The 25,015-nt window shown below is 70.5% G+C and carries 23 protein-coding genes; 9 read left to right on the forward strand and 14 right to left on the reverse strand.

All coding sequences use genetic code 11. From position 1 onward, the window contains the following. Positions 1–35 precede the first annotated feature (35 nt). The 6 genes from O9335_RS09025 to O9335_RS09050 form a co-directional block, all read right to left on the reverse strand. On the reverse strand, positions 36–632 hold the full coding sequence (locus O9335_RS09025) for a chorismate lyase (RefSeq protein WP_298386838.1): 597 nt from the start codon (positions 630–632) through the stop codon (positions 36–38). 7 nt (positions 633–639) lie between these two features. Continuing rightward, entirely contained in the window at positions 640–1,452 is an 813-nt protein-coding gene (gene proC / locus O9335_RS09030; protein ID WP_298386841.1) for a pyrroline-5-carboxylate reductase, read from the reverse strand. Between the two features lie 8 nt (positions 1,453–1,460). Then, the gene (locus O9335_RS09035) at positions 1,461–3,017 is read right to left on the reverse strand and encodes a thioredoxin family protein (RefSeq protein ID WP_298386846.1); all 1,557 of its coding nucleotides are present in this window, start codon (positions 3,015–3,017) and stop codon (positions 1,461–1,463) included. A gap of 185 nt (positions 3,018–3,202) precedes the next feature. Then, positions 3,203–4,879, reverse strand: a complete 1,677-nt coding sequence (locus O9335_RS09040; protein ID WP_298386849.1) for an NAD-binding protein — start codon at positions 4,877–4,879, stop codon at positions 3,203–3,205. A 1-nt stretch (position 4,880) separates the two neighbouring features. Further along, a complete protein-coding gene (locus O9335_RS09045) occupies positions 4,881–5,261 on the reverse strand; it encodes a DUF6394 family protein (RefSeq protein ID WP_298386852.1) in 381 nt (126 codons plus the stop codon). A gap of 35 nt (positions 5,262–5,296) precedes the next feature. Continuing rightward, a complete protein-coding gene (locus tag O9335_RS09050; protein ID WP_298386854.1) occupies positions 5,297–6,274 on the reverse strand; it encodes a YafY family protein in 978 nt (325 codons plus the stop codon). A 103-nt stretch (positions 6,275–6,377) separates the two neighbouring features. On the opposite strand from O9335_RS09050, the gene O9335_RS09055 reads away from it, so the two are divergent. Next, entirely contained in the window at positions 6,378–7,418 is a 1,041-nt protein-coding gene (locus O9335_RS09055; protein ID WP_298386857.1) for a hypothetical protein, read from the forward strand. Between the two features lie 34 nt (positions 7,419–7,452). Here O9335_RS09055 and O9335_RS09060 read toward each other — a convergent pair whose 3' ends face one another. The 3 genes from O9335_RS09060 to O9335_RS09070 are packed head-to-tail and all read right to left on the reverse strand — an operon-like array spanning position 7,453 to position 9,565. After that, positions 7,453–8,211 carry a hypothetical protein gene (locus tag O9335_RS09060; RefSeq protein WP_298386860.1) on the reverse strand — a complete coding sequence of 253 codons (759 nt, stop codon included), beginning with the start codon at positions 8,209–8,211 and terminating at the stop codon, positions 7,453–7,455. Next, on the reverse strand, positions 8,202–8,588 hold the full coding sequence (locus O9335_RS09065) for a SirB2 family protein (RefSeq protein WP_298386863.1): 387 nt from the start codon (positions 8,586–8,588) through the stop codon (positions 8,202–8,204). Before O9335_RS09065 ends, O9335_RS09060 begins: the two co-directional genes overlap by 10 nt. 50 nt (positions 8,589–8,638) lie before the next feature. After that, on the reverse strand, positions 8,639–9,565 hold the full coding sequence (locus tag O9335_RS09070; RefSeq protein ID WP_298386866.1) for a DMT family transporter: 927 nt from the start codon (positions 9,563–9,565) through the stop codon (positions 8,639–8,641). A gap of 41 nt (positions 9,566–9,606) precedes the next feature. On the opposite strand from O9335_RS09070, the gene O9335_RS09075 reads away from it, so the two are divergent. Together O9335_RS09075 and O9335_RS09080 are read left to right on the forward strand one after the other, a co-directional pair. Beyond that, positions 9,607–10,185, forward strand: a complete 579-nt coding sequence (locus O9335_RS09075; RefSeq protein WP_298386869.1) for an XRE family transcriptional regulator — start codon at positions 9,607–9,609, stop codon at positions 10,183–10,185. Beyond that, positions 10,182–10,697 carry a GNAT family N-acetyltransferase gene (locus tag O9335_RS09080; RefSeq protein ID WP_298386871.1) on the forward strand — a complete coding sequence of 172 codons (516 nt, stop codon included), beginning with the start codon at positions 10,182–10,184 and terminating at the stop codon, positions 10,695–10,697. Before O9335_RS09075 ends, O9335_RS09080 begins: the two co-directional genes overlap by 4 nt. A 25-nt stretch (positions 10,698–10,722) precedes the next feature. On the opposite strand, the gene O9335_RS09085 is transcribed toward O9335_RS09080, so the two are convergent. Genes O9335_RS09085 through O9335_RS09095 form a run of 3 tightly spaced genes read right to left on the reverse strand, consistent with a single transcriptional unit; the run spans position 10,723 to position 14,082 of the window. Continuing rightward, a complete protein-coding gene (locus O9335_RS09085) occupies positions 10,723–12,387 on the reverse strand; it encodes a cation:proton antiporter (protein WP_298386966.1) in 1,665 nt (554 codons plus the stop codon). A gap of 25 nt (positions 12,388–12,412) precedes the next feature. After that, entirely contained in the window at positions 12,413–13,174 is a 762-nt protein-coding gene (locus O9335_RS09090) for an alpha/beta fold hydrolase (protein ID WP_298386874.1), read from the reverse strand. An 11-nt stretch (positions 13,175–13,185) separates the two neighbouring features. Further along, positions 13,186–14,082: a DMT family transporter gene (locus O9335_RS09095; protein WP_298386877.1), complete on the reverse strand. Its 897-nt coding sequence runs from the start codon at positions 14,080–14,082 to the stop codon at positions 13,186–13,188. Positions 14,083–14,200: 118 nt separating this feature from the next. Here O9335_RS09095 and O9335_RS09100 point away from each other — a divergent pair, with 118 nt between their 5' ends. From O9335_RS09100 to lepB, 4 genes are all read left to right on the forward strand, one after another. Then, positions 14,201–16,255, forward strand: a complete 2,055-nt coding sequence (locus O9335_RS09100) for an NADPH-dependent 2,4-dienoyl-CoA reductase (protein WP_298386880.1) — start codon at positions 14,201–14,203, stop codon at positions 16,253–16,255. Positions 16,256–16,425: 170 nt separating this feature from the next. Continuing rightward, complete coding sequence (locus tag O9335_RS09105; protein WP_298386883.1) at positions 16,426–17,142, forward strand: hypothetical protein; 717 nt, start codon at positions 16,426–16,428, stop codon at positions 17,140–17,142. Between the two features lie 359 nt (positions 17,143–17,501). Further along, positions 17,502–17,912, forward strand: coding sequence for a hypothetical protein (locus O9335_RS09110; RefSeq protein ID WP_298386885.1), 411 nt, complete (start codon positions 17,502–17,504; stop codon positions 17,910–17,912). Between the two features lie 561 nt (positions 17,913–18,473). Continuing rightward, positions 18,474–19,154, forward strand: a complete 681-nt coding sequence (lepB, locus tag O9335_RS09115; protein WP_298386888.1) for a signal peptidase I — start codon at positions 18,474–18,476, stop codon at positions 19,152–19,154. 9 nt (positions 19,155–19,163) lie between these two features. Here lepB and O9335_RS09120 read toward each other — a convergent pair whose 3' ends face one another. Both O9335_RS09120 and O9335_RS09125 read right to left on the reverse strand, forming a co-directional pair. Continuing rightward, positions 19,164–20,066: an NINE protein gene (locus tag O9335_RS09120; protein ID WP_298386891.1), complete on the reverse strand. Its 903-nt coding sequence runs from the start codon at positions 20,064–20,066 to the stop codon at positions 19,164–19,166. Positions 20,067–20,104: 38 nt separating this feature from the next. Further along, positions 20,105–20,587, reverse strand: coding sequence for an Lrp/AsnC ligand binding domain-containing protein (locus O9335_RS09125; protein ID WP_298386896.1), 483 nt, complete (start codon positions 20,585–20,587; stop codon positions 20,105–20,107). A gap of 94 nt (positions 20,588–20,681) precedes the next feature. Between O9335_RS09125 and O9335_RS09130 the strand changes: the two genes are divergently transcribed. After that, positions 20,682–24,194, forward strand: coding sequence for an L-glutamate gamma-semialdehyde dehydrogenase (locus tag O9335_RS09130; RefSeq protein WP_298386899.1), 3,513 nt, complete (start codon positions 20,682–20,684; stop codon positions 24,192–24,194). A gap of 109 nt (positions 24,195–24,303) precedes the next feature. Next, the gene (locus tag O9335_RS09135) at positions 24,304–24,990 is read left to right on the forward strand and encodes a peptidylprolyl isomerase (protein WP_298386902.1); all 687 of its coding nucleotides are present in this window, start codon (positions 24,304–24,306) and stop codon (positions 24,988–24,990) included. Positions 24,991–25,015 lie beyond the last annotated feature (25 nt).

Genomic DNA, 25,015 nt, shown 5'->3' on the forward strand with positions numbered 1-25,015 from the left:
GCCTTTTTCATTCCCGGTTGCCCAGCAGCAACACCTCAAGGGTGCGCCCACGGCGCCGGCCCCACCGCGGCGGCCAAGCTGCGCCAGTTGGGCCGACGGGTGCCGGGGTAGGGCGCCAGCGCGGCCACCGCCGGGTGGAACAGCTCCAGGATGCGCAGCGGCGCGCCTTGGCGCTTGAACACCGAATGCCGGCTCCACCGCATGGCACGGGGCGGCTCGCTCCCCGTGGCCACAGCCCACTGTCGGGCCATGTGGCGTTGGGTGGGTCCGTGGCCCGCGATGCGCTTGGGCTGCAGGGTGCTGCGCCGCACCCGGCGGTCGCGGTACAGCAGGTCCGCCAGAGGCCGGGGGCCCAAGCCCTTGAGGGCTTTCCAAGGCCCCGCCAAAGCGCTCTTGTGCAGGCTGGAGCGAGCCCACACGAGGGGCACGCCGTCCACGCAGAGCAGGACCTCGCGCACGAGGGTGCAGCCGCGCCGCGGCGTGCCCAGTGCCCGGCGCTCCGGTGCGCGCAACTTGGCGGTGGCCTGACGCAGCACCTTGACCTCGAAGCGGCCGTGGCGGGCCAGGCGGGCACTGAGCGAACCCGGCGCACGCAACCAAGCGCGCAAGGACGCACGGGCGCTGACGGTCATGCGGGGGTCACGGGGTGGGGGGACGTCCCAACTCTTCGGCGCGGGTCGCAGCAGCCCGCACGGCGCGCTCGAAGGCTGCACCCACGCCATCGGCCCGCAGGCTTTCAAGGGCCGCGTGCGTGGTGCCGCCCTTGCTGGTCACGCGCTCGCGCAACGTGGCCAGGGGCTCGGGCGAGCGCAGCGCCAGCGCAGCAGCGCCGGCGCAAGTGTTCAGGGCCAGCTCGCGCGCCTGGGCTTCGCTCAAGCCCAGCTCGACGCCCGCGTTCACCATGGCTTCGCAGACGCAAAAGAAATACGCCGGCCCGCTGCCGCTGAGTGCGGTGACGGCATCGAGTTGCGCCTCTTGCTCCAGCCAAAGCGTGCGACCGGTGGGGGCCAGCACCGCGTCGACCTCGGCGCGATCGCGGGCACTGACGGCGGGGCGCGCGTACAGGCCGGCAATGCCCTGGCCGATGAGGGCCGGGGTGTTGGGCATGGCGCGCACCACGCGCTCGGTGCCGGCCACCTGGGCGATGGCCTCGCTGCGCACGCCGGCCATCACGCTGAGCTGCAAGGCCTGCGCCAACCAAGGTTGGGCGGCCTGTGCCGCCTCGGCAAAGCTTTGGGGCTTGACGGCCCACACCACGAGTTCGGCCTGGGCCAGCGCGGCGGTGGGGGCTGGCACAGCCTCCAGCCCGAACTGAGCGCGCAATAGCTCGCGCTGCGGCGCGTGGGGCTCGACGACCACGACCGACGCCAGGGGTCGTCCGGCCCGCAGCAGGCCGCCGACGATGGCGCTGGCCATGTTGCCGCCGCCGATGAAGGCCAGGGTGGCGTGCATGGCGAGGGTCAGCCCTTCTTGGGCTTGAGCAGGCCGTCGCAGGTGCTGCGCTCGGTGCCGTCGAGCTTGGCGCACACGCCGCCCAGTTGCGTCTGCAAGCGAGCCAGCACGGGCGCATTCGCGCCGGTGGCCCAGGGCACGAGCTGGTCGCTCACGCGCTGCAGCGAGCGGGCGCTGCGCTCGTAGAAGGCACCCTTGTCGGCCGCGGCTTCGGTGATGAGTTGGGCGACGAGCTTTTCGATGCGGGCGCTGTCCTGCGGGGCCAGCTCGATGAGGTTCTTGAAATAGGTGCTGCCCCATTGCAGACGGGTGGCAGGCCCCTCGCTCTTGGCGAAGGCTTGCTCGTACCAGTTCAAGGCCTCGTCGTTGCGCCCGGTTTTGCGGGCGTTGCTGCCCAGTTGGCTCATCAGGTAGTAGGGCGAGTGGCTGCGCGCCAGGTTGGCCTTGAGCAGGGCATCGCTTTCGGTCCACAAGCCCGCCTGGCCCAGCAGGTGGCCGGCGGCGGTGATCACGGCCTGGCGTTCGTAGCCGTCGGTGATCTCGCGGTCCATGCGCGTGGCGAATGCACGCACCTCGCTCACCAAGGCGGCGTCGAGCTTGGGCGAGATGCTGGCTTTGGGCTCGTCCAGCCGAGCGAGGTTGACGCGCGAGATGAGGACCGAGGTGCGGTCGGCGCGCGACAGGCTCTTGTCGGCCTGCAGGCTGGCCAAGGCGCGCTGCAGCTGTGCGACGGTGGCATCGCGCTCGGCACCGGCCTGGCGGTACAACGCGCGCACGAGCTCGGGCGCTTGGTTGCTGAGCACGTCAACATGGGCACGTGCTTGCTTGGGGTCCTTCAGCACCGCGGCCACCGTGGCGCGTTCGGCCGGGGTGGCGGCTTCGCCGCTTTCGGCGCCGGCGGCCAGGCCCTTGAGCACCAGGCGGGTGCGGGTTTCGGCCGGCACGCCCTTGCGCGTGGCCAGCTGGCGCAGCAGCTCGCCGCGCAGCCCGGCGGCCACCAGCTGCTGCTCGTCGGTGTCCCAGCTGTAGAAGCCCAGCAGCTGCCACTCGCCGGCCTTGAGCGACTTGCCCTGGCGGGCATCGGTCAGCACGTCCTTGATCGGCCGCCCGCCGGCCAGCCCGGTTTGCAGCAGCTTGACCACGCGCGGCGCGTCGGCCTCGCCCGGCAGGCGCGTGACCTCTTGGCCATCGGCACTGAACAAGATGAGCGTGGGGTAGCCGCGCACCTTGAAGCGAGCGCCCAGTTTTTGCGCGCCGGGCAGATCGCCGTCGATCATCACGGGCACCACGCCCTGGGTCTGGGCGATGAAGTCCGCGCGATTGAACAAGGTGGCCTTGAGCTGGTTGCAAGGCGGGCACCACTTGGCGCCCCAGTACAGCAGCACCGGCTTCTTCTCGCCCTTGGCCTTGGCGAAGGCGGCCTCGATGTCGCTGTCGGCCGCAGCAGCCTGCCAAGCGATGCCGGGTGGCATGTCGATGGCGGCGTGAGCGGCGGGTCCGCCGAGGGTCAGGGCGCAGGCCAGGGCGGCGGCACGCAGCAGCGACAAGGAGGGCATCGGCTTCATCGGTGGGCTCCGGAGCGAGGGCTGGCGAAAGCCCGGGATTGTCGGGGCACGACGGCCTTCCGAGGGTGAGCACCCATCCGGCAGATGCGAAAAGGGCGCTCCGGGTCAGCCCCATCGGGAAGTCGGGGGACCAGGGCGGACAGACGGGCGAGATGCGGGTGGGATGCGGGTGGACGCTCAGCCTCTCAGCCGAGCCCCTCCAGGGGCGCCAAGCCTCGCGTGTGGGCCAGGCCCCGCAACCGTGTCCTGGCCTCGGCGCAGCCGGCTAGCAGTAGCGTGTCGCCCGGCAGCAGCAAGGTGTCCCAGTGGGGCAGCAAGTAGGGCGCGTCGGCACGAACCAGCAGCAGCGTGACGGCGCGGGCGCTGTCGTCTTCGCGCGCATCCAGGTCCACCCGCCGCAAGAAGCGGCGCAGGCTCACGGGTTCACCGCGTGCCAGGGCTTGGCAAACGCTGGGCGTCTCCTCGGGCGCGATGGTCATGCCCCAGCTTTCGAGCACGGCGTCGCCCACGTCGCGCCGCAACTGGGCCAAGAGGCCTGCGGCCCAGGGCTCGTCTTCCTGGCCGGCCAGGCTCAAAAACCGCTCCAGCAGGGGCGCTCGCGTGTGCCGCAACACCTCGGAGGCCACGAGGTAGTGCCGTGCCACCAGCAGGTCCACCTTCATCGCCCGAAAGGCCGGCGTGTTGCGGCGCTGCAGCTGGTGCGCCACCACGAACACGTGGGGGGCCATCTGGCGTGCCGCCATCACGACCGCCAGATTGGCCAGGTCGTCGTCCATGGCGGCCACCAGCACTTGCGCCTGGTCGAGCTTGGCACGGCGCAGCACCTTGGGGTCGGTCGGGTCGCCGAGCAGGCTGTGCTGCGGGTCGCAGCCGTCGTCCAAGGCAAGGTCGATCAAGAACACCTCCACGCCCAGCCGCAGCAGGCGGTGGCGCAGCGCACGGGCCATGGGCCCCCAGCCCGCGATGACCCAGCGACCCACGCGCATGTCCATCAGCGGCGCCATCACCGTCGTTCGCTGTGCGGTGAGGGCTTCGTACACCACATGCAGGCTGGGCGTTTTCAGGGCGATGACCACCCGCTGGGCCAGCACGTCGAACGGGTTGATGAGCACCGCCGCGCCGGTGGCGGCCATGCGGGGGTGCCATTCGTGGTCGTGCGCCACGGCCATCACGGGCACGGTCGGGGCCAGCAGCTTGGCGGTGAGCGCCACCTTGGTGTTGACGCTGTCGCTGCCCGTGAGCGCCATCACGCCCCGGCATTGCGGATGCGTGAGCCCAGCCATCAGCAGGGCCTGGGGGTCGGAGGCATCGCCCTCCAAGGCCAGCACGGGCAGGGCATGGTCGTCCACGTCGACCGATTCGACGCGGGAGACGTCTTGCTCCACCACGACCACCTGCGCGCCATCCAAGGCCAACTCACGGGTGACGCGGCGCCCGGCTTCGTCGTAGCCACACAGCAGGTAAAAGGGCTCGCGCAGGCGGCGAACCGCGTTTTCAAACCGATTGGCCAGCCATTGGCGCTTGAGCTGGGGGTCTTGCAACACCGTCAGCAGCGCCCCGAAGGAGTACAGCCAAGCCACCACGGTGAGGTAGATGGTGACGATGCCCCACAGCCGTTGCAGGGGCGTGAAGGGGTAGGGAATCTCGCCCAGGCCGATGGTGCTGCCCAGAAAGCTGACGAAGTAGACCGCGTGCAAGAAGTCCATCCGCCAGGGCCGGCCGTCGGGCGTCTGTCCGGGCAGCAGCACGAAACCCAGGATGGCCACGGCGTAGGCCAAGATGAGCACCACCAGCGGCCGCCGCAAGCGCCGCAGCAAGACGAAGAAGCCGTGGTGGGTGCGGCTGCGCGTCGGGGTGACCACGTCAGCGACGCAAGCTGGCCGTCTCGATGATGAGCAACACCACCGACACCACGTTGGCCACCATGGCACCGGCTGCGAACGACACCACGGTGGCCATCTGGCCGCCCGTGAGCACAGCGCCCTGCGTGCCAAAGTAGCCCCACAAGGCCGCTGCCCCCAGCAGTTGAACGTCGGCAACGAGGCTGGTGGCCAGCATGGTCGAGCCCAGGGGCGATCGGTCCCCGAACTTCATCACGGTGGCGATCAGGCTGACCACCAAGGCCAGGAACAACTCCATCGCATCGTGGTGGGCGGGGTTGTCGATGTCGCCCACCACGAAGCCGACGTTGAGCGTCAGCGCCAGCACGATCACGAAGGCAAACAACACACGATCCACGCTCATCGAGCCTCTCCCGGTCTCAAAAGCAGCAGGTTACGTCAGTCCAGCCGCGCCAGCGCCGCCCGCAGGCGCTGGGCGAAGCGCGCGCGCAGCGCCGGTGGCCCGATCACCGTCACTTGACCCGCATGCCGCAGCAGGTCCATGGTGAGCTCGGTCGCATCCACATAGGGCAGGCGCAAGCGCAAGCCGCCATCGGGCTCGCGCTCGGCCTGCTGCTTGGGGTGCCATTCCTCGTGTGCCACCCAAGCCGCCGCCTTGGGCTCGAAACGCAGATCGGCCCATGCTTCGGTGCCGCCGGCAAAGATGCCGTAGCCACGGTCCAACTCGGCTTCCAGGGTCTTCAGCGGCAAACGGTGGGCCTTGGCCTCGGCCTGCACCTGCGCGCCCTCGATCGCGTCCAGCGCAAAGCGGCGCAGGCCCTCGCTGCGGTGGCACCAGGCGTCCAGGTACCAGGCGTGGCGGTAGTGCACCAGGCGCTGCGGGCTGAGGTCGCGTGTCTCCAACTGCCCGCTGGCGCGCTTGCGGTAGCGCACCGCCAGGCGCTGGTTCAGCAGCACGGCGCTGCACACGGTCTCGAAGTGCGCCGTGCTGGCCCGCCGCCGCGCCGTGCTGATCAGCTTGACGCGGCGTTGCAACTGCTTGGCCTCCTTCTCGTCCAGGCCGAGCATGGCCTGCAAGCGCTCGGCCATGGGCTGCAGGTGGCGGGCCAGCAGCTGGCCCTCGTCCAGGCCGGCCAGCATCTGGTGCAGGGTCAGCAGCGCGTGCAGCTCGTGCTCGCTGAGCCACAGGCCCGGCAGCTCGTGCTTGGTGTCGCGCCAGCCCTCTTGCGCAAAGCGGTAGCCCCGGCTCATGGCGTCGTACTCGATGGGCGCGCCCAGGCGCTCACGCAGGTAAGCCAGGTCGCGCTTGAGCGTGGCGGGCGAGACCTCCAATTCCTGCAACAACGTGTCAAAGCGCACGGAGCCCCGCGAACGGATCAACATTTCGATCTTGTAAAAGCGCTCGGTGCGGTCCATTGTTCATAGGGTGATTACTGATGGTTTATTCAGTATCTCAGGTGGCTCACGCCATGAGCCACCAGGCTTGGAAACTGGCCTCCATCAACCCAGGAGAGATGCCATGACTGCCACCGCCACCCCCCGCCAAATCGCCCCCCACGCGCAGTTGGAGCTCAGCTTGATGGCCCCCGCCCCCCTGGTGGCACAGGCCTTGGCCCCCAGCGACAGCGACGCCATCGGCTGGCAACTCGGGTTCGACCATGCGCAGCACGGTTTGTCCCTGCCCGCCGCTCACCTGCACGAGGGTTCGCCCCTGTTCGCCGGTTGGCAGGCCGCACTGGACCAACGGCGCGCCAGCGCCCACCGCGACCCCGCACCCGGCATTCGCCGCTGGCTGGGTTTGCGCCTGCAGGCGTGGCAAGAAGGGCTGCCCTTTGAAGACCAGCTGCTGACGCCGCATTACCTGCGCCAGCTGGACGCGACCCACTGCCCCGTCACCCGCGCGCCGCTGCACGACGAACTCGGCCACCCGCAGCAGCGCCAAGTGGTGCGCCTGCGCCAAGACGCGGGCTACGCGGCCGGCCACCTGGTGTGCCTGAGCCTGGTGGCGGCCCAGGCCTTGGCGGGCCAAAACCTCGCCTCGCTGCGCGAACGGGCTCAGTACCTGAGCGCCACCGGCGGTCGCGAACAAGGTCTGGACGCCAGCGCCTGGACCCGCCTGGCCGCTTTGGTGGCCCTGGTGACGCCCGAGAGCGACGGCCATGTCGCCTTGCCGGTGCTGCCGCCCAACCGGCTGCGCCTGCTCAACCCACTTCAAGCCTTGCAAGCCTGGGTGACCCGGCAGCTGTCGGCCCCGGGCTGGGCCCAGCGCCTGCAGGCCCTGCACGACGCCCTGCCCCACGCGGACGCGCGGCAAGCCGCCACCGCCTTGAGCGCTGCCTTGGCCCCGCACGCGCTGGCCCTGCCCCAAGAGCCCTTGGCCCGCCGCCACGCCTTGGAAGACGTGTGGCTGGATGCGCGCGCGCAGCGTCGCTGGCAGGCCTTGGCCGAGAGCGTGTCGCCGCTGACGGTGGAGCGCCTGCTGACGCAGCTGCCCCAGCCCGACGGAGTCCATGTGGAGCACCATGCCGACCATGCCGCCACGGAGGCCTGGGCGGCTTGATCCCCCGGGTTCTCACAGCAGCACTGCGGCGGGCTCACAGCGGCTGTTGCGCCCGCTCGATCTCGCGTTCGCAGGGGCGGGCTCGCGCCAAGGCCAGCCAGGTGGCCAAGTCCGGGGCGTGAGGCCGCTGGGGCGCCGCGCGCGCCAGCTCGAAGTGCGTGGGGTGCGCCCACCAGACACCAAAGCCGGGCGGAATCTCGTCCATCTCGGCGATGCCCGCCTTCAAGACGAACCACGCCTGGGCACACAGCGCGGCATAGGCTGCGCTCTTGGCCGGTCGGCGCAACTCGCCCAGCAGGTCGGCGCGGCTGACCTTGATCTCGTGGATGGCCACGTCCAGCGCATCGACCCGGCTGCTCGGTCGCAGGCTGAACACATCGGGCTCGCACAGCACCCAACGCTGCGCCGGGGCCGCGGGCAGAGCAGGCTCCTCCCACAGGGGCAAGGACGGCGCGCGCGCCACGGCGGGCACCTCGCCCTCCAGCGGCAGGCCCGCGCGCAGGCTCAGCCCCGTCCAGGCCACTCGGCCAGCGCGCTGCAATTCGAGAACGGTGCGCTGCACCAGGGCCTCGTGGGCGCCGCGTTGCGCGCGGTTGTTCGCCACGCCCAAGGCGGCGGCGGCCACGCCAGCCTCGGTCAGCCGCAGCCGCTCGCGGCCCTGCGCGTCGCGTTCGCGCTCGAGCCAGCCCGCCGCCAGCAACTCCAACTCCAGGGTGTCTTGGCAAGGCCAACCGGCGCTGCGGTAGATCTCCCGCAGGCGGCGCACCTGGGGGCGACTGGGGCTCAGTTCCACGGCCCCATGAAGGGGTCCCGCGTCAGCGCCACCCCAAACAACAGACCCATGCAGGTCAGGGCAAGGATCAAGGCCAGCAACGCCGACTCGCGCGTCTTGGCGCGCAGCGCCAGCGCGCCCAGGGCCAAGTACGCGAACAGCAGAGCGAACTTCATCAGCAGCCAGGTCTCCACCCAGGGATCGGTCTGCAGCAAGCCCCACAAGCTCAGGCCACTGACCGCCAAAGGCACGTCGAGCAGCACGCTCATCACCTTGCCCGTGCCCTCGCTGAGCCAGCGCGTGCGGGCGATCACGTCCAGCGCCCGCAAGGCGAACACCAACACGCTGCCCACCGCCAACCAGCGGTGCATCTCCAACATTTCGGTGTACCAAAGCATGCGGCAGAGCCTAGTCCAAGTGGCTTGAACCCACAGCCTTTGACGGATCGTCAGTCGCCGATGGCGTCGGGCACCCGCGGCGCCCGAGCCCCGAACTGCGCCACCGCCACCCCAAGCAAGATCACCCCCGCCGCTAACACCTTGGCCCAGGTGAACGACTCGGCCGTGAACGCCCAGGCACTGAGGCCGGCCACCACCGGCATCAGGTAAATCAGCGGCGCGGTGCGCGCCACACCGCGATGCTCGTTGGCCCACCCCCAAGCCAGCCAACCCAAAAACCCGCCACCGGCCACCTGCCACAACTGCCCCCACCACACCCAATGGGGCACCGCCGCCCAATCGAGCGCCCACAACACAGGGCTGGTGAGCAACAGCACCGGCAAGGTGCAAGCCAGCGTGCCATAGCCCAGCACCAACACGCCGCCGTGGCGCTCGATCAGCGGCTTGCTGGCCACCGTGTACGCGCTGAACAGCGCAGCCGCTACCAGCAGCATCGCGTCGCCCCCGCTGGCCTGCCACTGCCAGGCCAAAAGCTTGTCGCCCGTGAACGCCAAGGCCCCCAACGCCGCCACCGCCACGCCCAGCCACTGCCGCGCGCTCAGCGCCTCCAGGCCCGAGGCCCGCAAGATGAGCAAGGTGAACACCGGACCGCAGGCCAGCAGCACGCTGGCGCTGAAAGCGGTGGACGTGGCCATGCCGATGGCCGCGCACAGCAGGTGCAAGGCCTGCCCCACCAGCGCCAGCCGGGCCAGTTGCCAGCCGTCGGCCCGCGTCAGTCGGGGCCAATGCCGGCCGTAGCGCCACAGCAGCAGCAGCACGGCGCACACCGGCACGATCAGGTAGCGCACCGCCACATTGGCCACCGGGCTGACTTGGCCCAGGATGGCCTTTTGCAAAGGAAAGTTCAAACCCCAGACGAGGATGACGGCCAGCCCGGCCAGGAGCGGCAGCACGGTGGAGGCAGGCGATCGGCGCATGGACCTGGACTTTTCTCTATTTCGGTCGGATCATCTCAGACATGAGAGATGTCAACGACCCCCTTGAAACACGACTGGCGCAGCGCCTGGCCGATTTGCGCACCGCAGCCGGGTGGTCCCTGGACGAACTGGCCGCGCAAACCGGCGTGAGCCGGGCCACGCTCAGCCGGCTGGAACGGGGGGAAAGCAGCGCGGGTGCTGGCGTGCTGAACCGCCTGTGCGCCGCTTACGGGCTCACCTTGAGCCGCTTGCTGGCCGAGGTCGAATCGGCGCCCATGCGTTTGCTGCGCGCCGCCGACCAGCCCCAGTGGACCGACGCCGACAGCGGTTTGACGCGCCACCTGCGCTGCCCGCCCTTGGCCGGTTTCGCCACAGAGCTGGTGGAAATCCACCTCGCCAGCGGCAGTGCCCTCGACTACGACCGCCCGCCCGTGGTCGGCCTGGAGCAACACCTGTTGATGCAAGCCGGCCGCCTGCGCCTCACCTTGGAAGGCCAGGCGCAGGAACTCCGCGCGGGCGACAGCCTGAGCTACCGCGTGCACGGCGCCAGTCGCTTCGAAGCCTTGGGGACCACCCCCGCTCGCTACCTGCTCGCCCTGACCGTGCCGGGGGCGCGATGAACTGCATCCGAGCCTTGGCGCGCCCCACCCCCGACGAGCTCGAGCAACTGGCTCGCACCTTGGTGGCCTGCGTGGCCGCCGGTGCCAGCATCGGCTGGGTGCAGGCCCCCAGCCAGGAGGCGGCGCGTCGGTTTTGGCAGGGCGTGGCCGAGGGCGTCGCGCGCGGCGAACGCCACTGGTGGGGCGCCGAACACGCGGGCGAGCTCGTCGGCACGGTGAGCTTGATCGTGGCCCAGCCCGAAAACGGCACACACCGCGCCGACATCGCCAAGCTCATGGTCGCCCCCCACGCCCGCCGCCTGGGCCTGGCCAACGCCCTCATGGACGCCGCCGAAACCCAAGCCCAGCGCCTGGGCAAGCGCCTGCTGGTGCTGGACACCCACACCGACAGCCCCGCCGAACGGCTCTATGCCCGACGAGGGTGGCAGCGCTGCGGGGTCATGCCCGACTACGCGCAGCAGGCCGACGGGAGTTTGGGGGCCACCAGTTGGATGGTGAGGCGTTGGCCCTGAGTGAGCCAGCGACGGTAGCGTGGCCTCAAGCCCCCGGCTTCTCGTCCGGCCGCTGCACCACCCCAGCCAGGGCTTGGGCCAGGGCCGATTGCGAGCGCAGCACGTGGCTCACACCGGCTTCGCGCAGCCAGCCTTCTTCCTCGGCGGTGTGGGCCAGCACGGCGCAGCGCAGGTGGGGGTTGAGCTGGCGGGCCAGGTCGAGCATGGGCGGCACGCCGCGCACGTCGCTGATGCCCACCACCATCCAGGCAGCGCGGGCGATGTGGGCTTGGATGAGGGTCATGGCTTCGACCGCGTCGCCGAGCACGGCGGCGCGGCCTTGTGACCGAAGGGCTTCGACCACGCTGCGGTCGCGGTCGATGACCACCACGGGGCGATCGCCCAAGGCGGCGAGCACGGCCTGCCCCAGGTCACCATGGCCTACCAGCACGACTTGATCGCTCAGGTGCGCGCTGGACGTGGTGTCGGGCAGTACGGCCAGCGGGTCGTCGCGCTGCTCCCACTGCCGGGCCAGGCCCGACCGCTTCAGCGCCCAGCGCCGCAGCGGCTCGACCAGGCCAAACAGCAGCGGATTGAGCGCGATGGACACGATGGCGCCAGCCACCACCAGGCTGCTGGCCGCGGGGGGCACCAGGCCCAAGCTGAGGGCCAAGCCCATCAAGATGAAGGAGAACTCGCCGATCTGCGCCAAGCTGACGGCCACGGTGAGTGCGGTGTTGAGCGGGTAGCGCAGCAACAGCACCAACACGGCCGCGGCCACCGACTTGCCGATCAGGATGATGCCCACCGTGCCCAGCACCTGCAGCGGCTGCTCCCACAGCACGCTCGGGTCGAACAGCATGCCCACGGCCACGAAAAACAGCACGGCGAAGGCGTCGCGCAAGGGCAGGCTTTCGTGGGCGGCGCGTTCGCTGAAGGCGGATTCCCGCAGCACCAAGCCGGCGAAGAAGGCGCCCAGGGCCACGCTGACCCCGAACAGCGAAGCCGCGCCCACCGCCAGCCCGATGGCCGCCGCCACGGTGGACAAGGTGAACAGCTCGCGCGAGCCGGTGCGGTTGACCTGCCACAGCAACCAAGGCAGCAAGCGCCGCCCGGCCAGCAGCATGACGGCCACGAAACCCGCCACGGCCAACAAGGTGGTCAGCATGGAGCCCGCCACGGCCTGCCAGCCGCCGCCTTCACGCTGGGCCAGCACGGGCAGCATGACCAGGGCCAGCACCATGGCCAGGTCTTCCACCACCAACCAGCCCACGGCGATGCGGCCATTGCCGCTGTGCAGCAGCTCGCGGCTCTCCAGCGCCCGCAGCAGCACCACCGTGCTGGCCACCGAGAGCGCCAGCCCAAACACCAAGGCCGCGGCCATGCCCCAGCCCCACCACAGGGCCAAACCGGCGCCCATGGCGGTGGCGGCGCCCATCTGCACCACGGCGCCCGGCAAGGCCACGCGCCGCACGGCCAGCAGGTCGGCCAACGAAAAATGCAGCCCCACGCCAAACATCAGCAGCATGACCCCCACTTCGGCCAATTGCTGCGCCAGGTGCACGTCGCCGACGAAGCCCGGCGTGTGCGGGCCGATGATCACGCCCGCCAGCAAGTAGCCCACCAGCGCCGGCAGGCGCAGCTTGACGGCCAGGAGCCCCAGGGCCAGGGCCAGCCCGAAGGCAGCGGCCAAGGTGGCGATGAGGGGCATCTCGCCGTGCACGGTCGGCTTCTCCTCAGTCGCGGCGGCCCAAGGCCTGCAAGGCCATGAAGGTCCAGAGCTTGGTGTGCAAGTTGGCCTCGCGCGCCCATTGGTGGCCCAGGCCGGGCACGGCGATCAACTCCACGCGCTGACGCGCCTTGAGCGCAGCGGCCACCGCCCGCTGCACCGGGGCGATGGGGCTGAGTCGGTCGGCGTCGCCGTGCACCCAGATTTGCGGCGGCATGCGCGTGGTCGGGGCCGGCACGGGCATGAGCGTCGAGTGCACCACGACCGAGGCATAACGCCCCGGACGGGCCGCCGCCGCCCGCAGGGCCAGCCGTGCGCCGCTGCTGAAACCCAGCAGGTGCAGGCGCTGCTCGTCCACAGGCATGCGCTCCTTGATCGCGGCCAACAAGGCGTCCAGGGCCTCGAGGTCGGCGTCCAGGTCGGCCCCTTGCTGGCCCCAGCCGCTGCGCCGGGCCTGCAGGTAGGCCACCGCGAATTCGTGCCTCGCGGCGGCGTTGCTCAGCCCGCTGGCCATCGGGAAGCTGTCCTTGCTGTCCCGCCCCATGCCGTGCAGGGCGATGACCAGGGGCAGGCCACGGGACCGGGCCAGGGTGCGCGGCACCAGCAGTCGGTAGCGCCGCGTCTCGCCGCCCGAGGGGAAGGTTTCGTTCGGCCATTCGCCGTCCCAGCGGGCGGGCGGCTGGGGCGGGGGCGGGGTCGCGCCCACGGTTCCCAGGGCCATCGACCAGGGTGCGGTGGCCCACAAAGCGTTGCGTCGGGTGAGGCTCATGCGCTGCATTCTCAGGGTCTCTCAAGAGCCCCGGCAGGCGCAGGGGCGGGCCGCACCACCAGCCCCACCCCCACCAAGGTCACGGCCATGCCCAGCACGGCCAGCGCCGTGAGCCGCTCGCCGAACATCGCCCAGGCCATCAGCGCCGTGACGCTGGGCACCAGGTACATGGTGCTGGTCACCGCCGTCGCGCGGCCGTGGCGCAGCATCCAGAACATCAGGCTGATGCCGATGCCCGTCAGCACCACGATGGACCAGGCCATCGCCCCCAAGGATGACGCGTTCCAGTCGATGCGCATGGGCTCGAACACCCAAGCCAGCGGCAGGGTGAAGGCGAGCGAGGCGGCGAACTGGATCACCTGCCCGGTGCGCAGGTCGAAGTGCGGCACGTGACGCTTTTGCAGCAGCGTGCCGGCGGTGATGCCCGCCAGCGCGCCCACGCACAAGGCCACCGGCCCCCAGTGCAACTGCGCCCCAGCCAGCTTGGGCGCCAGCACCAGCACCACGCCCAGCAGCCCCAGGGCCACACCGGCCCACTGGCGCGGGCTCACGCGCTCGTGCACCCAGGGCGCCAACGCGGCCACCAGCACCGGCTGCAAGTTCACGATGAGCGCGGCCACGCCGGCGCTCATGCCCTCGCGGATGGCAACCCACACGCCGCCCAGGTAGATGGCCTGGATGCCCAGCCCGGTGAGGGCCAGCCACGCGGCTTGGCGGCGGTTGGGCCAGGGTGCGCGGGCCAGCAGGGCCAGGGTGAGCATGAGCAGCACCACGCCGGCGTAGCGCACGCTCAGGAAGGTCAGCGGGTCGGCGTGCGGCGCCGCGGCCTTGGCGGCCAGGTAGCCGCTGGACCAGATGAGGATGAAGGCGCCCGGCGCCAGCCAAGCACCGAAGCGGGTGGATTGCATGGACAGGGGTTGTAACCGAGGGAAAGCCCGAGCCCGCAGCGGAGTGGCCACCCCAATCCGCAGGCCGCCGACGACCCGCGGTCTCAGCACAATCGGCCACCCCGATCGGAGACGAACCATGAGCACGCCCTACCCCCACCTGCTGCAGCCCTTGGACCTGGGCTTCACCACCCTGCGCAACCGCGTGCTCATGGGCTCCATGCACACGGGCCTGGAAGACGGGCGCAAGCACTTCGAGCGCGCGGCCGCCTACTTCGCCGAGCGCGCGCGCGGCGAGGTGGGCCTCATCGTCACCGGCGGCTTCGCGCCCAATGTGGCCGGTTGGGTCAAGCCCTTTGCCGGCACGCTCAGCACCTCGGGCGCCGCCGCGCGCCACAAAGTGATCACGAACGCCGTGCACGCCGAGGGCGGCAAGATCGCGCTGCAGATCCTGCACGCCGGCCGCTATGCCTACCACCCGTTCAGCGTGGCGCCATCGCGCATCCAGTCGCCCATCACGCCCTTCAAGCCCTTTGGCCTGAGCGAGCGCGGCATCGAGCGCCAGATCCGCGCCTTCGTGCGCTGCGCCGTGCTGGCCCGTGAGGCCGGCTACGACGGCGTGGAGGTGATGGGCAGCGAGGGCTACTTCATCAACGAGTTCCTCTGCCAGCACACCAACCAGCGCACCGACCCCTGGGGCGGCTCGTACGAGAACCGCATGCGCCTGCCGGTGGAGATCGTGCGCCGCATCCGCGAGGCCGTGGGCCCCGACTTCATCGTCATCTACCGCATCAGCCTGCTGGACCTGATCCCCAACGGCCAGACCTGGGACGAGGTGATGCAGCTGGCCCGTGCCATCACCAAGGCCGGCGCCACCATCTTGAACAGCGGCATCGGCTGGCACGAGGCCCGCGTGCCCACCATCGCCACCAGCGTGCCGCGCGCCGGCTTCGCTTGGGTGACCAAGAAGCTGCGCGACGGCCTGCGCGCCGAAGGGCTCAACATCCCCGTCATCACCAGCAACCGCATCAACATGCCCGACGTGGCCGAGAGCGTGCTGGCCGAAGGCTCGGCCGACATGGTCAGCATGGCCCGGCCCTTTTTGGCCGACGCCGAGTTCGTCAAAAAGGCGCGCGAAGGCCGCGCCGACGAGATCAACACCTGCATCGCCTGCAACCAGGCTTGCCTGGACCACACCTTCAAGAACCAGATCGCCAGCTGCCTGGTGAACCCCCGCGCCGCGCACGAAACCCTGCTGCGCATCACCCCCGTGCCGGCGAAGAAAAAGGTGGCCGTGGTGGGTGCGGGGCCCGCGGGCTTGGCGGCCGCCACCACCGCCGCCGAGCGCGGCCACGCCGTCACCCTGTTCGATGCCAGCAGCGAAATCGGCGGCCAGTTCAACCTGGCCAAGCAGATTCCGGGCAAGGAAGAGTTCCACGAAACGATCCGCTACTTCAGCAAACGCATCGAGCGCACCGGCGTGACGCTCAAGCTCAACACCCGCGTCAGCGCCGACGACCTCAAAGGCTTCGACGAAGTGCTGCTGGCCACGGGCGTGACGCCGCGCAACCCGCGCATCCCCGGCCAGGACGACCCCGCCGTGGCGCACAAGGTGCTGGGCTACATCGACGTGCTCAAGGGCCTCAAGCCCGTGGGCCAGAAGGTGGTCATCGTGGGCGCCGGTGGCATCGGCTTCGACGTGGCCGAGTACCTGCTCGAAGCCGGCCACAGCCTGACCCTGGACCCCGCCGCCTGGCAGCGCCACTGGGGCGTGGGCGACCCGGCCGCCACCCCTGGCGGCTTCGTGCCGCCGCAGCCCGGCGCGCCGCGCCGCCAGATCACCCTGCTGCAGCGCAAGGCCGGCAAGCCGGGCGCGGGCCTGGGCAAGACCACGGGCTGGATCCACCGCGCCATGCTCAAGATGATGAAGGTCGAGATGCTGGGCAGCGCCAACTACGAGCGCATCACCCCCGAGGGCCTGTTCGTCACCTGGGGCGAGAAGCGCCAGGACGGCCAGCTCATCGAGGCCGACACCATCGTGCTGTGCGCCGGCCAAGAGCCGCTGCGCGAGCTGCAAGCGCCGCTGCAAGCGGCGGGCGTGCGGGTGCAACTGATCGGTGGGGCGATGGAAGCGGGCGAGTTGGACGCGAAGCGGGCGATCCGGCAGGGGACGGAAGTGGCGGCGGCGTTGTGAGGATCGCCAACCTGCGGCGCCACTCGATGACCTCGGCCCGGAGGGCCGCACTTGGCCGCCTGCTTTGCTGGGTGGCAATGGCTGGGGTGGCGTCCATGAGCGCCGCGTCTGAGCCCAGCGGGGCGACTGGCAAGCCATGGAACTTCGTCTTCTTCAGGGGCCTGCATGTCTTGACGCTGCCAGCCGCGACGGACGAGGGCGAAGCGGCGCCAGCCCTCTTCATCGATGACGGCAACCAGGTGGTTTTGAATGAGGCGCTGCTCAAGCTCGGCGACCCGCTCTGGAACTACGGGCAGGGGCAAGAGCCTTTGGAAAGCCGTGTTGAGCGCGTTGAGGCGGGGTCGAGCTATGGCTGCGAGATCCCGCCCACGGTGAAGGGGGGTTGGCATGACGTCATGTCCACGCAGCCGATCGCCGGGCGCGATGCCGGCTGGCGCGAAGCCAACCCGGAAGAACGTCGTGTGGGACTGGGCCTGCTGGCCCGACGCGTGCTCGTAAAGCCGGAGCTCAGCACCCGCCGCATGGCAGAGATCCTGTCGGAGGCCCGGGTTCGTTCGGCCCAACTCGCCAACGGCGAAGGACGGGCACTGGTCATCGACAGCGTCGTCCACTGGGAAGGCGCCAGCGTCGCGGTGCTGCTGGTTGCGGAACCCGGCGACGGCGGCGAATGGGTGTTGACCTGGGACACATTCAACCTGGGGGGCGCCAACGACTCCGACGGAGCGCCCGAAACCTCCGAGGTGTTGGCCAGCGCCGATCTGGACGATGACGGCGTCGACGAGCTGTTCGTCAACACGTCGGCTTACGAAACGAGCCACATCAACGTGGTCAAGCGCACAGCCGGTGCCTGGAAGCCCTGGGGCTGGGGGGGCGGCGCCAGCTGCTGATCTGGGGCTGCTTGTGCCATTCGTGTGCTCCGTTCCGCCAGCCTCCGCTTGGCGATTCGGTCGCAGACCTTGCAGGGCCAAGCTCGCCACGTTTCCAACCCACGGAGCGCCGCGATGATCGTCAAGCGGCGTCCCTGGCGGCACGAACAGCGTGTCGTGGTTGACAGGCTTTGCCCAGGTCAATCTGCAGCGCTCGTCCATGGCCCCGGCGCCACCTGCTTGCTGACCTGGGGCGAACACGAAGACGTGGCATCGGACAAGCGCCAGACGAGGGTCTCGCACACGAGCTTTCCCGATCCTGGCATCGACGTGCTGCCCCCTGCTGGCTGAAACTCGCCCATCAACCGTCGGTTCGCCCCATGCTTGATCTGTTGGACCCCTTGGCCGGCGCCCTCTTGGTGCTGGCTGGCGTTTACCTGCTGACACTCGGCACCCTGGCCTGGGTGCGGCCAGCTGGGGCGGCGCGCTACCTGCTGGGCTTCGCGACCACACCGGCGCGTCACGCGCTGGAGTTGACCTTGCGGCTGCTGCTGGCCTGGGCCTTGTGGCGCTGGTCCGCGTACAGCCCCTGGCCCGAGGCTTTGGCCGGCGCGGCGGGGGTGCTGAGTGTCACGACGGTGGGCCTCGCCGTGCTGCCCTGGCGCTGGCACCAGCGCTTTGCCGCTTGGTCGGTGCCCCGGGCGCTGCCGCACCTGCGCCCGATCGGTTTGGCCTCCGCTGCGATGGGGCTGTTGCTGCTGGTGGCGGTGGCGCGGGGCGGGCCCGGCTGAAGGCCGCCGGGGCGCGGGTGCAGCTCATCGGTGGGGCGATGGAGCCGGGCGAGTTGGACGCGAGCCGGGCGATCCGGCAGGGGACGGAAGTGGCGGCGCGTTGTGACGGCTCGCTTGAGCGACCCCAACCAACGCGACCCCACCCAACGCGACCACTTGCCAGCCTGATCCGCCAGTCGTTCGCGCCAATCCGCTGTTCATCGCGCACCCGACACGCTGACATCCCGTCACAAGCACACTCGCTGCCAAGCCCAAGGCCCGACGCATTGGGCGCCACCGGACGCCACGCGCCCCACTGGGCGCAGAAAGGACTGGAAATGCCTCGTGTTGGAACGCTCCTTGGGCTCGCAGCAGGGGCTCTGGGCCTCTCGGCCGGCCTTGCTTTTGGGGTTTCAGGCGCACTCAGCCAAGCACACCCTGCCGCGATGGGCGCGAGCCTTGGTATCCTCGGTGCGCTGCTGGGGCTGCATGGCGCTGCTGTCGGCGCTGGCTGGAGCTATCTGCGCCAGCGTCCGGTCGGCTGAGGGCGCGCTGGGTTTCACAAGCGGATGGAGCTCCCCCATGCACCTCAACTGGCGACCCTGGCTGCGCGAACAGCGCGGCTTCTTGATCTTTTTGCTTGGCCTGGGCGTGATGCGCGGCGCCCTGGCCGACTGGAACCCGGTGCCCACCGGCAGCATGCGGCCCACGGTGTTGGAGGGCGACGTGGTGCTGGTGGACAAGCGGGCCTACGACTGGCGCTTGCCCTTCACGTCCATCGACCTCCATCGCCACGCCGAGCCGCAGCGGGGCGACATCGTGGTGGCCTTCAGTCCGGCGGACGGCACGCGCCTGCTCAAGCGCTTGGTGGCCTTGCCGGGCGACACGGTGGCGGTGGTGGACGGGGCGCTGTGGCTCAACGGCGCACCCGTGCCCCTGCATGGCGGTGGAGCGGCAAGCGACGAGGCCTCGCCCCTGGGGCCCTTGCCGGCTTGGCGGGCCGACGAGGCGTTGCCGCAGGGAGCGCGGCACGCCGTGCAGCGCTTGCCGGTGCACGGGCCGCTGCAAGAAATGGCGCCGCTGACCTTGGGCCCCGACGCGTATTTCTTGCTGGGCGACAACCGCGACCACAGCGCCGACTCGCGCGTGTTCGGCCCGGTGCCACGGCGCTTGCTGGTCGGTCGGGTGTCGCGGCTCTTGGTGTCGGTCGACCCCCAAGCCTGGACGCCGCGCTGGGAGCGCGCGGGCCTGGCCCTGCGCTGAACCTCGCTATCAGCGGCAGGCCTTGGGCACCTGCTGCTCGCGCAGGCCGATCGCCTCGCACTGCCACTCGATGGCACCACCGACCTCCCGCGAGGGCACGAAGCGAAGCCCTCGCTCGGGCGTGCCGTCCAGCCAAGCCGTGAGCACCGCCGTGTTGGGGTCGATCGCGAGCTCGCGCACGCCGTTCGAAGGGGCGTCGCGGTAGCCGGCTTCGTCCAGCGTGGCGGGCAGGCGTTGCTCCGTGTCGATGAAGTCGGCCACGGCGCTGCCAGCCAAGGTCAGTTGGCTGTAGGCGCTGGCGGACTTGGCGCGCTGGGTGTAGTCGTGGTACGCCGGAACGGCGATGGCGGCCAAGATGCCGATCATGGCGATGCCCACGAACACCGCCACCACGGCCACCACCACCGCCCCGCCGCCGGTGCCCACCGAGGAGCGGCCCTGGTTGTGGCGCTCGTCCCACCGGGCTTGGTCGCTGGCCAGGAAGACGATGCCTTCGATGAAGGACACCAAGCCCGGAATGCCCGTCCACACGAACAACAGGTAGAACAAGCCCCACCACTGCCCCAGGTAGAAGCGGTGCACGCCAAAGCCCCCGATGAGGATGGCCAACAAACCGGCCGTGACCTTGCTCTTGAGGCCCGCGGTGGACGCCGGGGCAGCCAGGCGCTGCGGGGCGCCGCATTTCGGGCAGGTGGGGGCGGTGATGTGGAGGGTGTGGCCGCAAGCCCGGCAGAACACCATGTTGGGGTTGGCGGGGGCCGCAGGGGTTGCGGCGGGCGCCGCAGGTGCCGGGGCGGGGCTGGCCGCGTCCATGGGCGTCAGGTCCCAAGCGGGCTCGGCGCGGTGCTTGGGGTCTTCGTCGGGCCGCTCGTCCGGGCGAGCTTGCGGGGGCATGCGTGGGGTGTCGGTCATCGTGGGGGCATTGTCGCGGTCGTGGTGAGCGGTGGCGCTCACACCATCACCCCCACCGCGCACTTCACCTCCTCCATCACCACGTAGGTGCGCGTCTCGCGCACGCCGGGCAGGCTCCAAATGCCGCTGCCGATGAAGTGGCGGTAGGCGGCCATGTCGGCCACGCGGGTTTTGAGCAGGTAGTCGAAGCCGCCGGCCACGAGGTGGCATTCCAAAATCTCGGGCCGGGCCTGCACCGCGGCCTTGAAGGTGTCCATCACGTCGTGCACGGTGCGGTCCAGCAGCACCTCGACGAAGACCATCAACGCCGCGCCGAGCTTGTCGGGGTTGAGCTGGGCGCGGTAGCCCAGGATGAAGCCGTCGCGCTGCAGGCGCTTGACGCGCTCGTGCACGCTGCTGGCACTCAGGTGCACGGCCTCGGCCAGCTTTTGGTGGGTGATGCGGGCGTCGTCTTGCAGGACGCGCAGGATGCGCAGGTCGATGCGGTCGAGGCCCTCGGGCAGGTCGTGGTCTTGGTCCATGGGTCGCCATCTGTTCGGTAGATGCCTGCATTGTCCGAAAACTTTTCGGACTCAACGCGCCTAAAGTCTTGGAATCCACTGTGGAGCCCGCATCATGAGCCTGCCCGAACAGCAACGCCTGCCCGAACCCTACCGCGACGAAAACGCCTGCGTGGCGGCCCTGGTGGCCGAATTGGGCGGGGCCCAGGCCGATTGGCCGGCCGTCATCGACGAGGCCGGCCCCTGGGTGCGCCAGGTGCGCGACAACCCGCCCGCCTTCTGGGCCATGGAAAGCCTGCTGCGCGAGTACCCCATCACCCGCCCCGAGGGCCTGGCCCTGATGCGCTTGGCCGAGGCCCTGCTGCGCGTGCCCGACGCCGAAACCGCCATCGCGCTGACGGCCGACCAGCTGGGCCGCGCCGACTTCGACGGCGCCGGCGACGGCCCGCACAAGGTGCTGTCGTCTTTGAGCGCAGCCGCCATCGGCCTGAGCAAGAAGTTCCTGCCGGGCGATGAAAGCACCGGCCTGATGGGCCGCCTGGGCAGCAAGACGGTGGTGGGCGCCACGGTGCGCGCCATCCAGCTGCTGGGCCGCCAGTTCGTGCTGGGCCGCAGCATCGACGAGGCGCAGAACGAGGCCGCCTCGGCGCGCAAGTCGCAGCCGCAACTGACCTTCAGCTACGACATGCTGGGCGAGGGCGCGCGCACCGAGCACGACGCCGAGCGTTACCTGGCCAGCTACCGCAACGCCATCGCGCGCATCGCCGCGCGCGGCCGCGCCAGCAGCCCCATGGCGGGCGACGGCATCTCCATCAAGCTCAGCGCCCTGTTCACCCGCTACGAGGTGCTGCAGCGCGAGCGCGTGTTCGACACCCTGGTGCCCCGCGTGCAAGGCCTGGTGGACGCCGCAGCAAGCGCCAACATGAACCTGACGATCGACGCCGAAGAGGTCGACCGCCTGGAACTGAGCCTGGACGTGTTCGAGGCCCTGGCCCAGCACATCGCCAAGGCCCACCCGCAGTGGCAAGGCTTCGGCCTGGCCGTGCAGGCCTACCAAACCCGCGCCCGCGCCGTGGTCGACGAGGTCGCGGCGATCGCCCGCCGCCTGGGCCTGAAGTTCATGGTGCGCCTGGTCAAGGGTGCTTACTGGGACGGCGAGGTCAAGCGCGCGCAAGAGCTGGGGTTGCCGCATTACCCGGTGTTCACGCACAAGGCCCACACCGACGTGAGCTACCTGGCCTGCGCGCAGGCCCTGATCCGCCACCGCGAGGTCATCTACCCGCAGTTCGCCAGCCACAACGCCGGCACCATCGCCGCCATCGTGCGCATGGCCCGCGCTCACCAAGCGCCTTTCGAGATGCAGCGCCTGCATGGCATGGGCGAGGGCATCTACCGCGAGGTGCTGAAGGACGGCCGCATCCCCTGCCGCGTGTACGCCCCGGTGGGCGAGCACCGCGACCTGCTGGCCTACCTCGTGCGCCGCCTGCTCGAGAACGGCGCCAACAGCAGCTTCGTGCACCAGCTGGCCGACCCCAGCGTGGCCGTGCCCGAGCTGCTGGGCTGCCCGCTGGAAGGTGTGCGCCCCGCGCCACTGCTGCCCCTGCCGGTCGACCTGTACAAGGCCGCGGGCGAGACCCGCGCCAACAGCACCGGCGCCGACCTGGCCGCCCCCAGCCAGCGCGCGCCCCTGGTGGCCGCCGTTGCCGCCACCGTGGTGCCCAGCGTGCCCGTGGCCACGCCGGACGAGGTGGCCGCCGCCATGGCCCGCTTGCAAGGCGGCTTCGCGGCCTGGTCCACCAAGCCCGTGTCGCAGCGCGCCGCCATCCTGCGCCGCGCGGCCGACGTGATGGACGCCCAGCTGCCCTTCTTCTGCGGCCTGCTGGTGAAGGAAGCGCACAAGACCCTGGCCGATTGCATCGCCGAGGTGCGCGAGGCCGTGGACTTCCTGCGCTACTACGCCGACGAGGCCGAGGCTGCGGGCGACCGCGCCATGCAGGGCCGCGGCGTGTTCGTCGCCATCTCGCCCTGGAACTTCCCGCTGGCCATCTTTGCCGGCCAGGTGGTGGCCGCGCTGGTGGCGGGCAACACCGTGGCCGCCAAGCCCGCCGAGCAAACCCCCGCCGTGGCCCAGGCCTGCGTGGCCCTGCTGCACCAGGCCGGCGTGCCAGCCGACGCGCTGCAGCTGCTGAACGGCACTGGCGAGACCGTGGGCGCCGCACTCGTCGCGCACCCGGCCACCGCCGGCGTGTGCTTCACCGGCAGCACGCAGGTCGCCAAGATCATCCAGAAGACCTTGGCTTCGACGGGCGCCAACAAGGTGCTGATCGCCGAAACCGGCGGCCTGAACGCCATGGTGGTGGACAGCACCGCCCTGCCCGAGCAGGTGGTGGACGCCGTGGTGCAGAGCGCCTTCCGCAGCGCCGGCCAGCGCTGCTCGGCCCTGCGCCTGCTGGCCGTGCACGAAGGCATCGCCGACGGCGTGATCGAGATGATCAAGGGCGCCTTGGCCGAGCTGCGCGTGGGCGACCCGAGCAAGCTGGAAACCGACGTCGGCCCGCTGATCGACGCCGAGGCGCACCAAGGCATCGCTTCGCAGGTCGAGCGCCTCAAGCGCGAGGCCAAGCTCTTGGCCGAAGGCACGCTGCACGACCCCGCCGTGCCCAACCTGCTGGCCCCCGTGGCCTTCGAGGTGCCCAGCATCGACAGCCTGAAGACCGAGCTCTTCGGCCCCGTGCTGCACATCGTGCGCTGGGGCGGCGACCCCGAGGCCGTGGTCGAGAAGGTCAACGGCCTGGGCTACGGCCTGACCATGGGCATCCAAACCCGCATCGACAGCCGCGCCGACAAGCTGGCCGACGCCGCGCGCATCGGCAACGTCTACGTCAACCGCAACATCATTGGCGCGGTGGTGGGCGTGCAGCCCTTCGGCGGCGAGGGCCTGAGCGGCACCGGCCCCAAGGCCGGCGGCCCCAACTACCTGTGGCGCTTCGTGCAGCCGGCCACCGTGCCCGGCCGCGCCAGCGCGCCCTCCGCCCTGCCCGATGCGCTGGCCCAGCGCCTGCGCAGCCTGCAAGCCGCGCTGCCCGACCAAGCCGGCCTGTTGGCCCAGGCCGCACCGCGCCTGCTGACCCGCGCGCTGCCCGGCCCCACCGGCGAGCGCAACGAGCTGCGCCTGCACCCGCGCGGCCACGTGGTGGGCTTTGTGGGCGCGGGCGACGCCTGGGCCTGGCGCCCGGCCGTGGCCCTGGCCTTGCTGGCCGGCAACCAGGTCACCCTGGTGGGCGAGGCCTCGGCCCTGGGCGCGGCCTGCGCGCTGCGCCAGCAGCTGCGCGGCGGTCACGGCGCCGAACAAGCCGAAGCCCTGGTCTGCCAGGAACACGCCCCGGCGCAATGGGCCGACTGGGCCCGCACCGCCGCGCTGGACGCCGCCTTCGTGGCCGGTGCGGATGCAGCCCAGCAGGCCGCGCTGCTCAACGCCCTGGCCGCCCGCCAAGGCGCCATCGTGCCCTTGGTGACGCCCGACGAGGCCGCGCAGCCGCAGCAGGTCTACCGCTTCGCGGCGGAGCAAACGCTGACCGTGAACACGGCGGCGGCGGGCGGCAACGCGGCGTTGTTGGCGGGGCTTTGAAGGCTCCGGCCTCGGCAACGAGGGCCAGCTGGGGTGGAGGTCAACGCCAAGGCGGCCCGCGGCGTTGCTGCCTCCTCGCCGCTTCACGGCACCCTGCCCTCCGCTCCCCATGACGCGCACCCTCCGACTCGCTCTCGCCACCTGCACGCTGGCCCTGCTCACCGCCTGCGGCGGCGGGGCCACGGTGATCGTGGGCGATGGCGGCACCAGCCCCAACCCGGTTCCGCAGCCCAACCCCAGCCCCAACCCGCCCACGCTGAGCTGCAGCACCGCGGGCTTGGCCGCCGCCGCCACCAGCCGCTGGCCGGTGGTGTGCATGCTGACCAGCAGCGGCGAGATGGTCATCGAGCTCTACGACACCTTCAGCCCGGCGACCGTCAACAATTTCTTGGCTTACGTCAGCACGGGGTACTACACCGGCACCCTGGTGCATCGCGTGGACCGCGATTTCGTCTTCCAGGGCGGCGGCTACACCAGCGGCATGGTGCCCAAGGCGGCGCTCTACAGCCCCGTGCTGCTGGAAGACAACAACGGCCTGAGTAACCTGCGCGGCACCATCGCCATGGCGCGGCGCACCGACCCCAACACCGCCACCTCGCAGTGGTTCATCAACGTGCGCGACAACACCGCGCTCGATTCCACGGCCACGCAGCGCGGCTATGCCGTGTTCGGGCGCGTCATCTCGGGCCTGCCGGTGGTGGACGCGATCAACGTCACCCCCGTGTACGCCTACAGCAGCACCGACCTGCGGCCGCGCGTCGAAATCCTGACCTACTGGGTTCGCCGCATCCAGTAAGGGTTTGAGCGGGCTTTGACAATGG

The sequence above is a fragment of the Inhella sp. genome (assembly GCF_027532025.1).
Classification (GTDB): Bacteria; Pseudomonadota; Gammaproteobacteria; order Burkholderiales; family Burkholderiaceae_C; genus Inhella.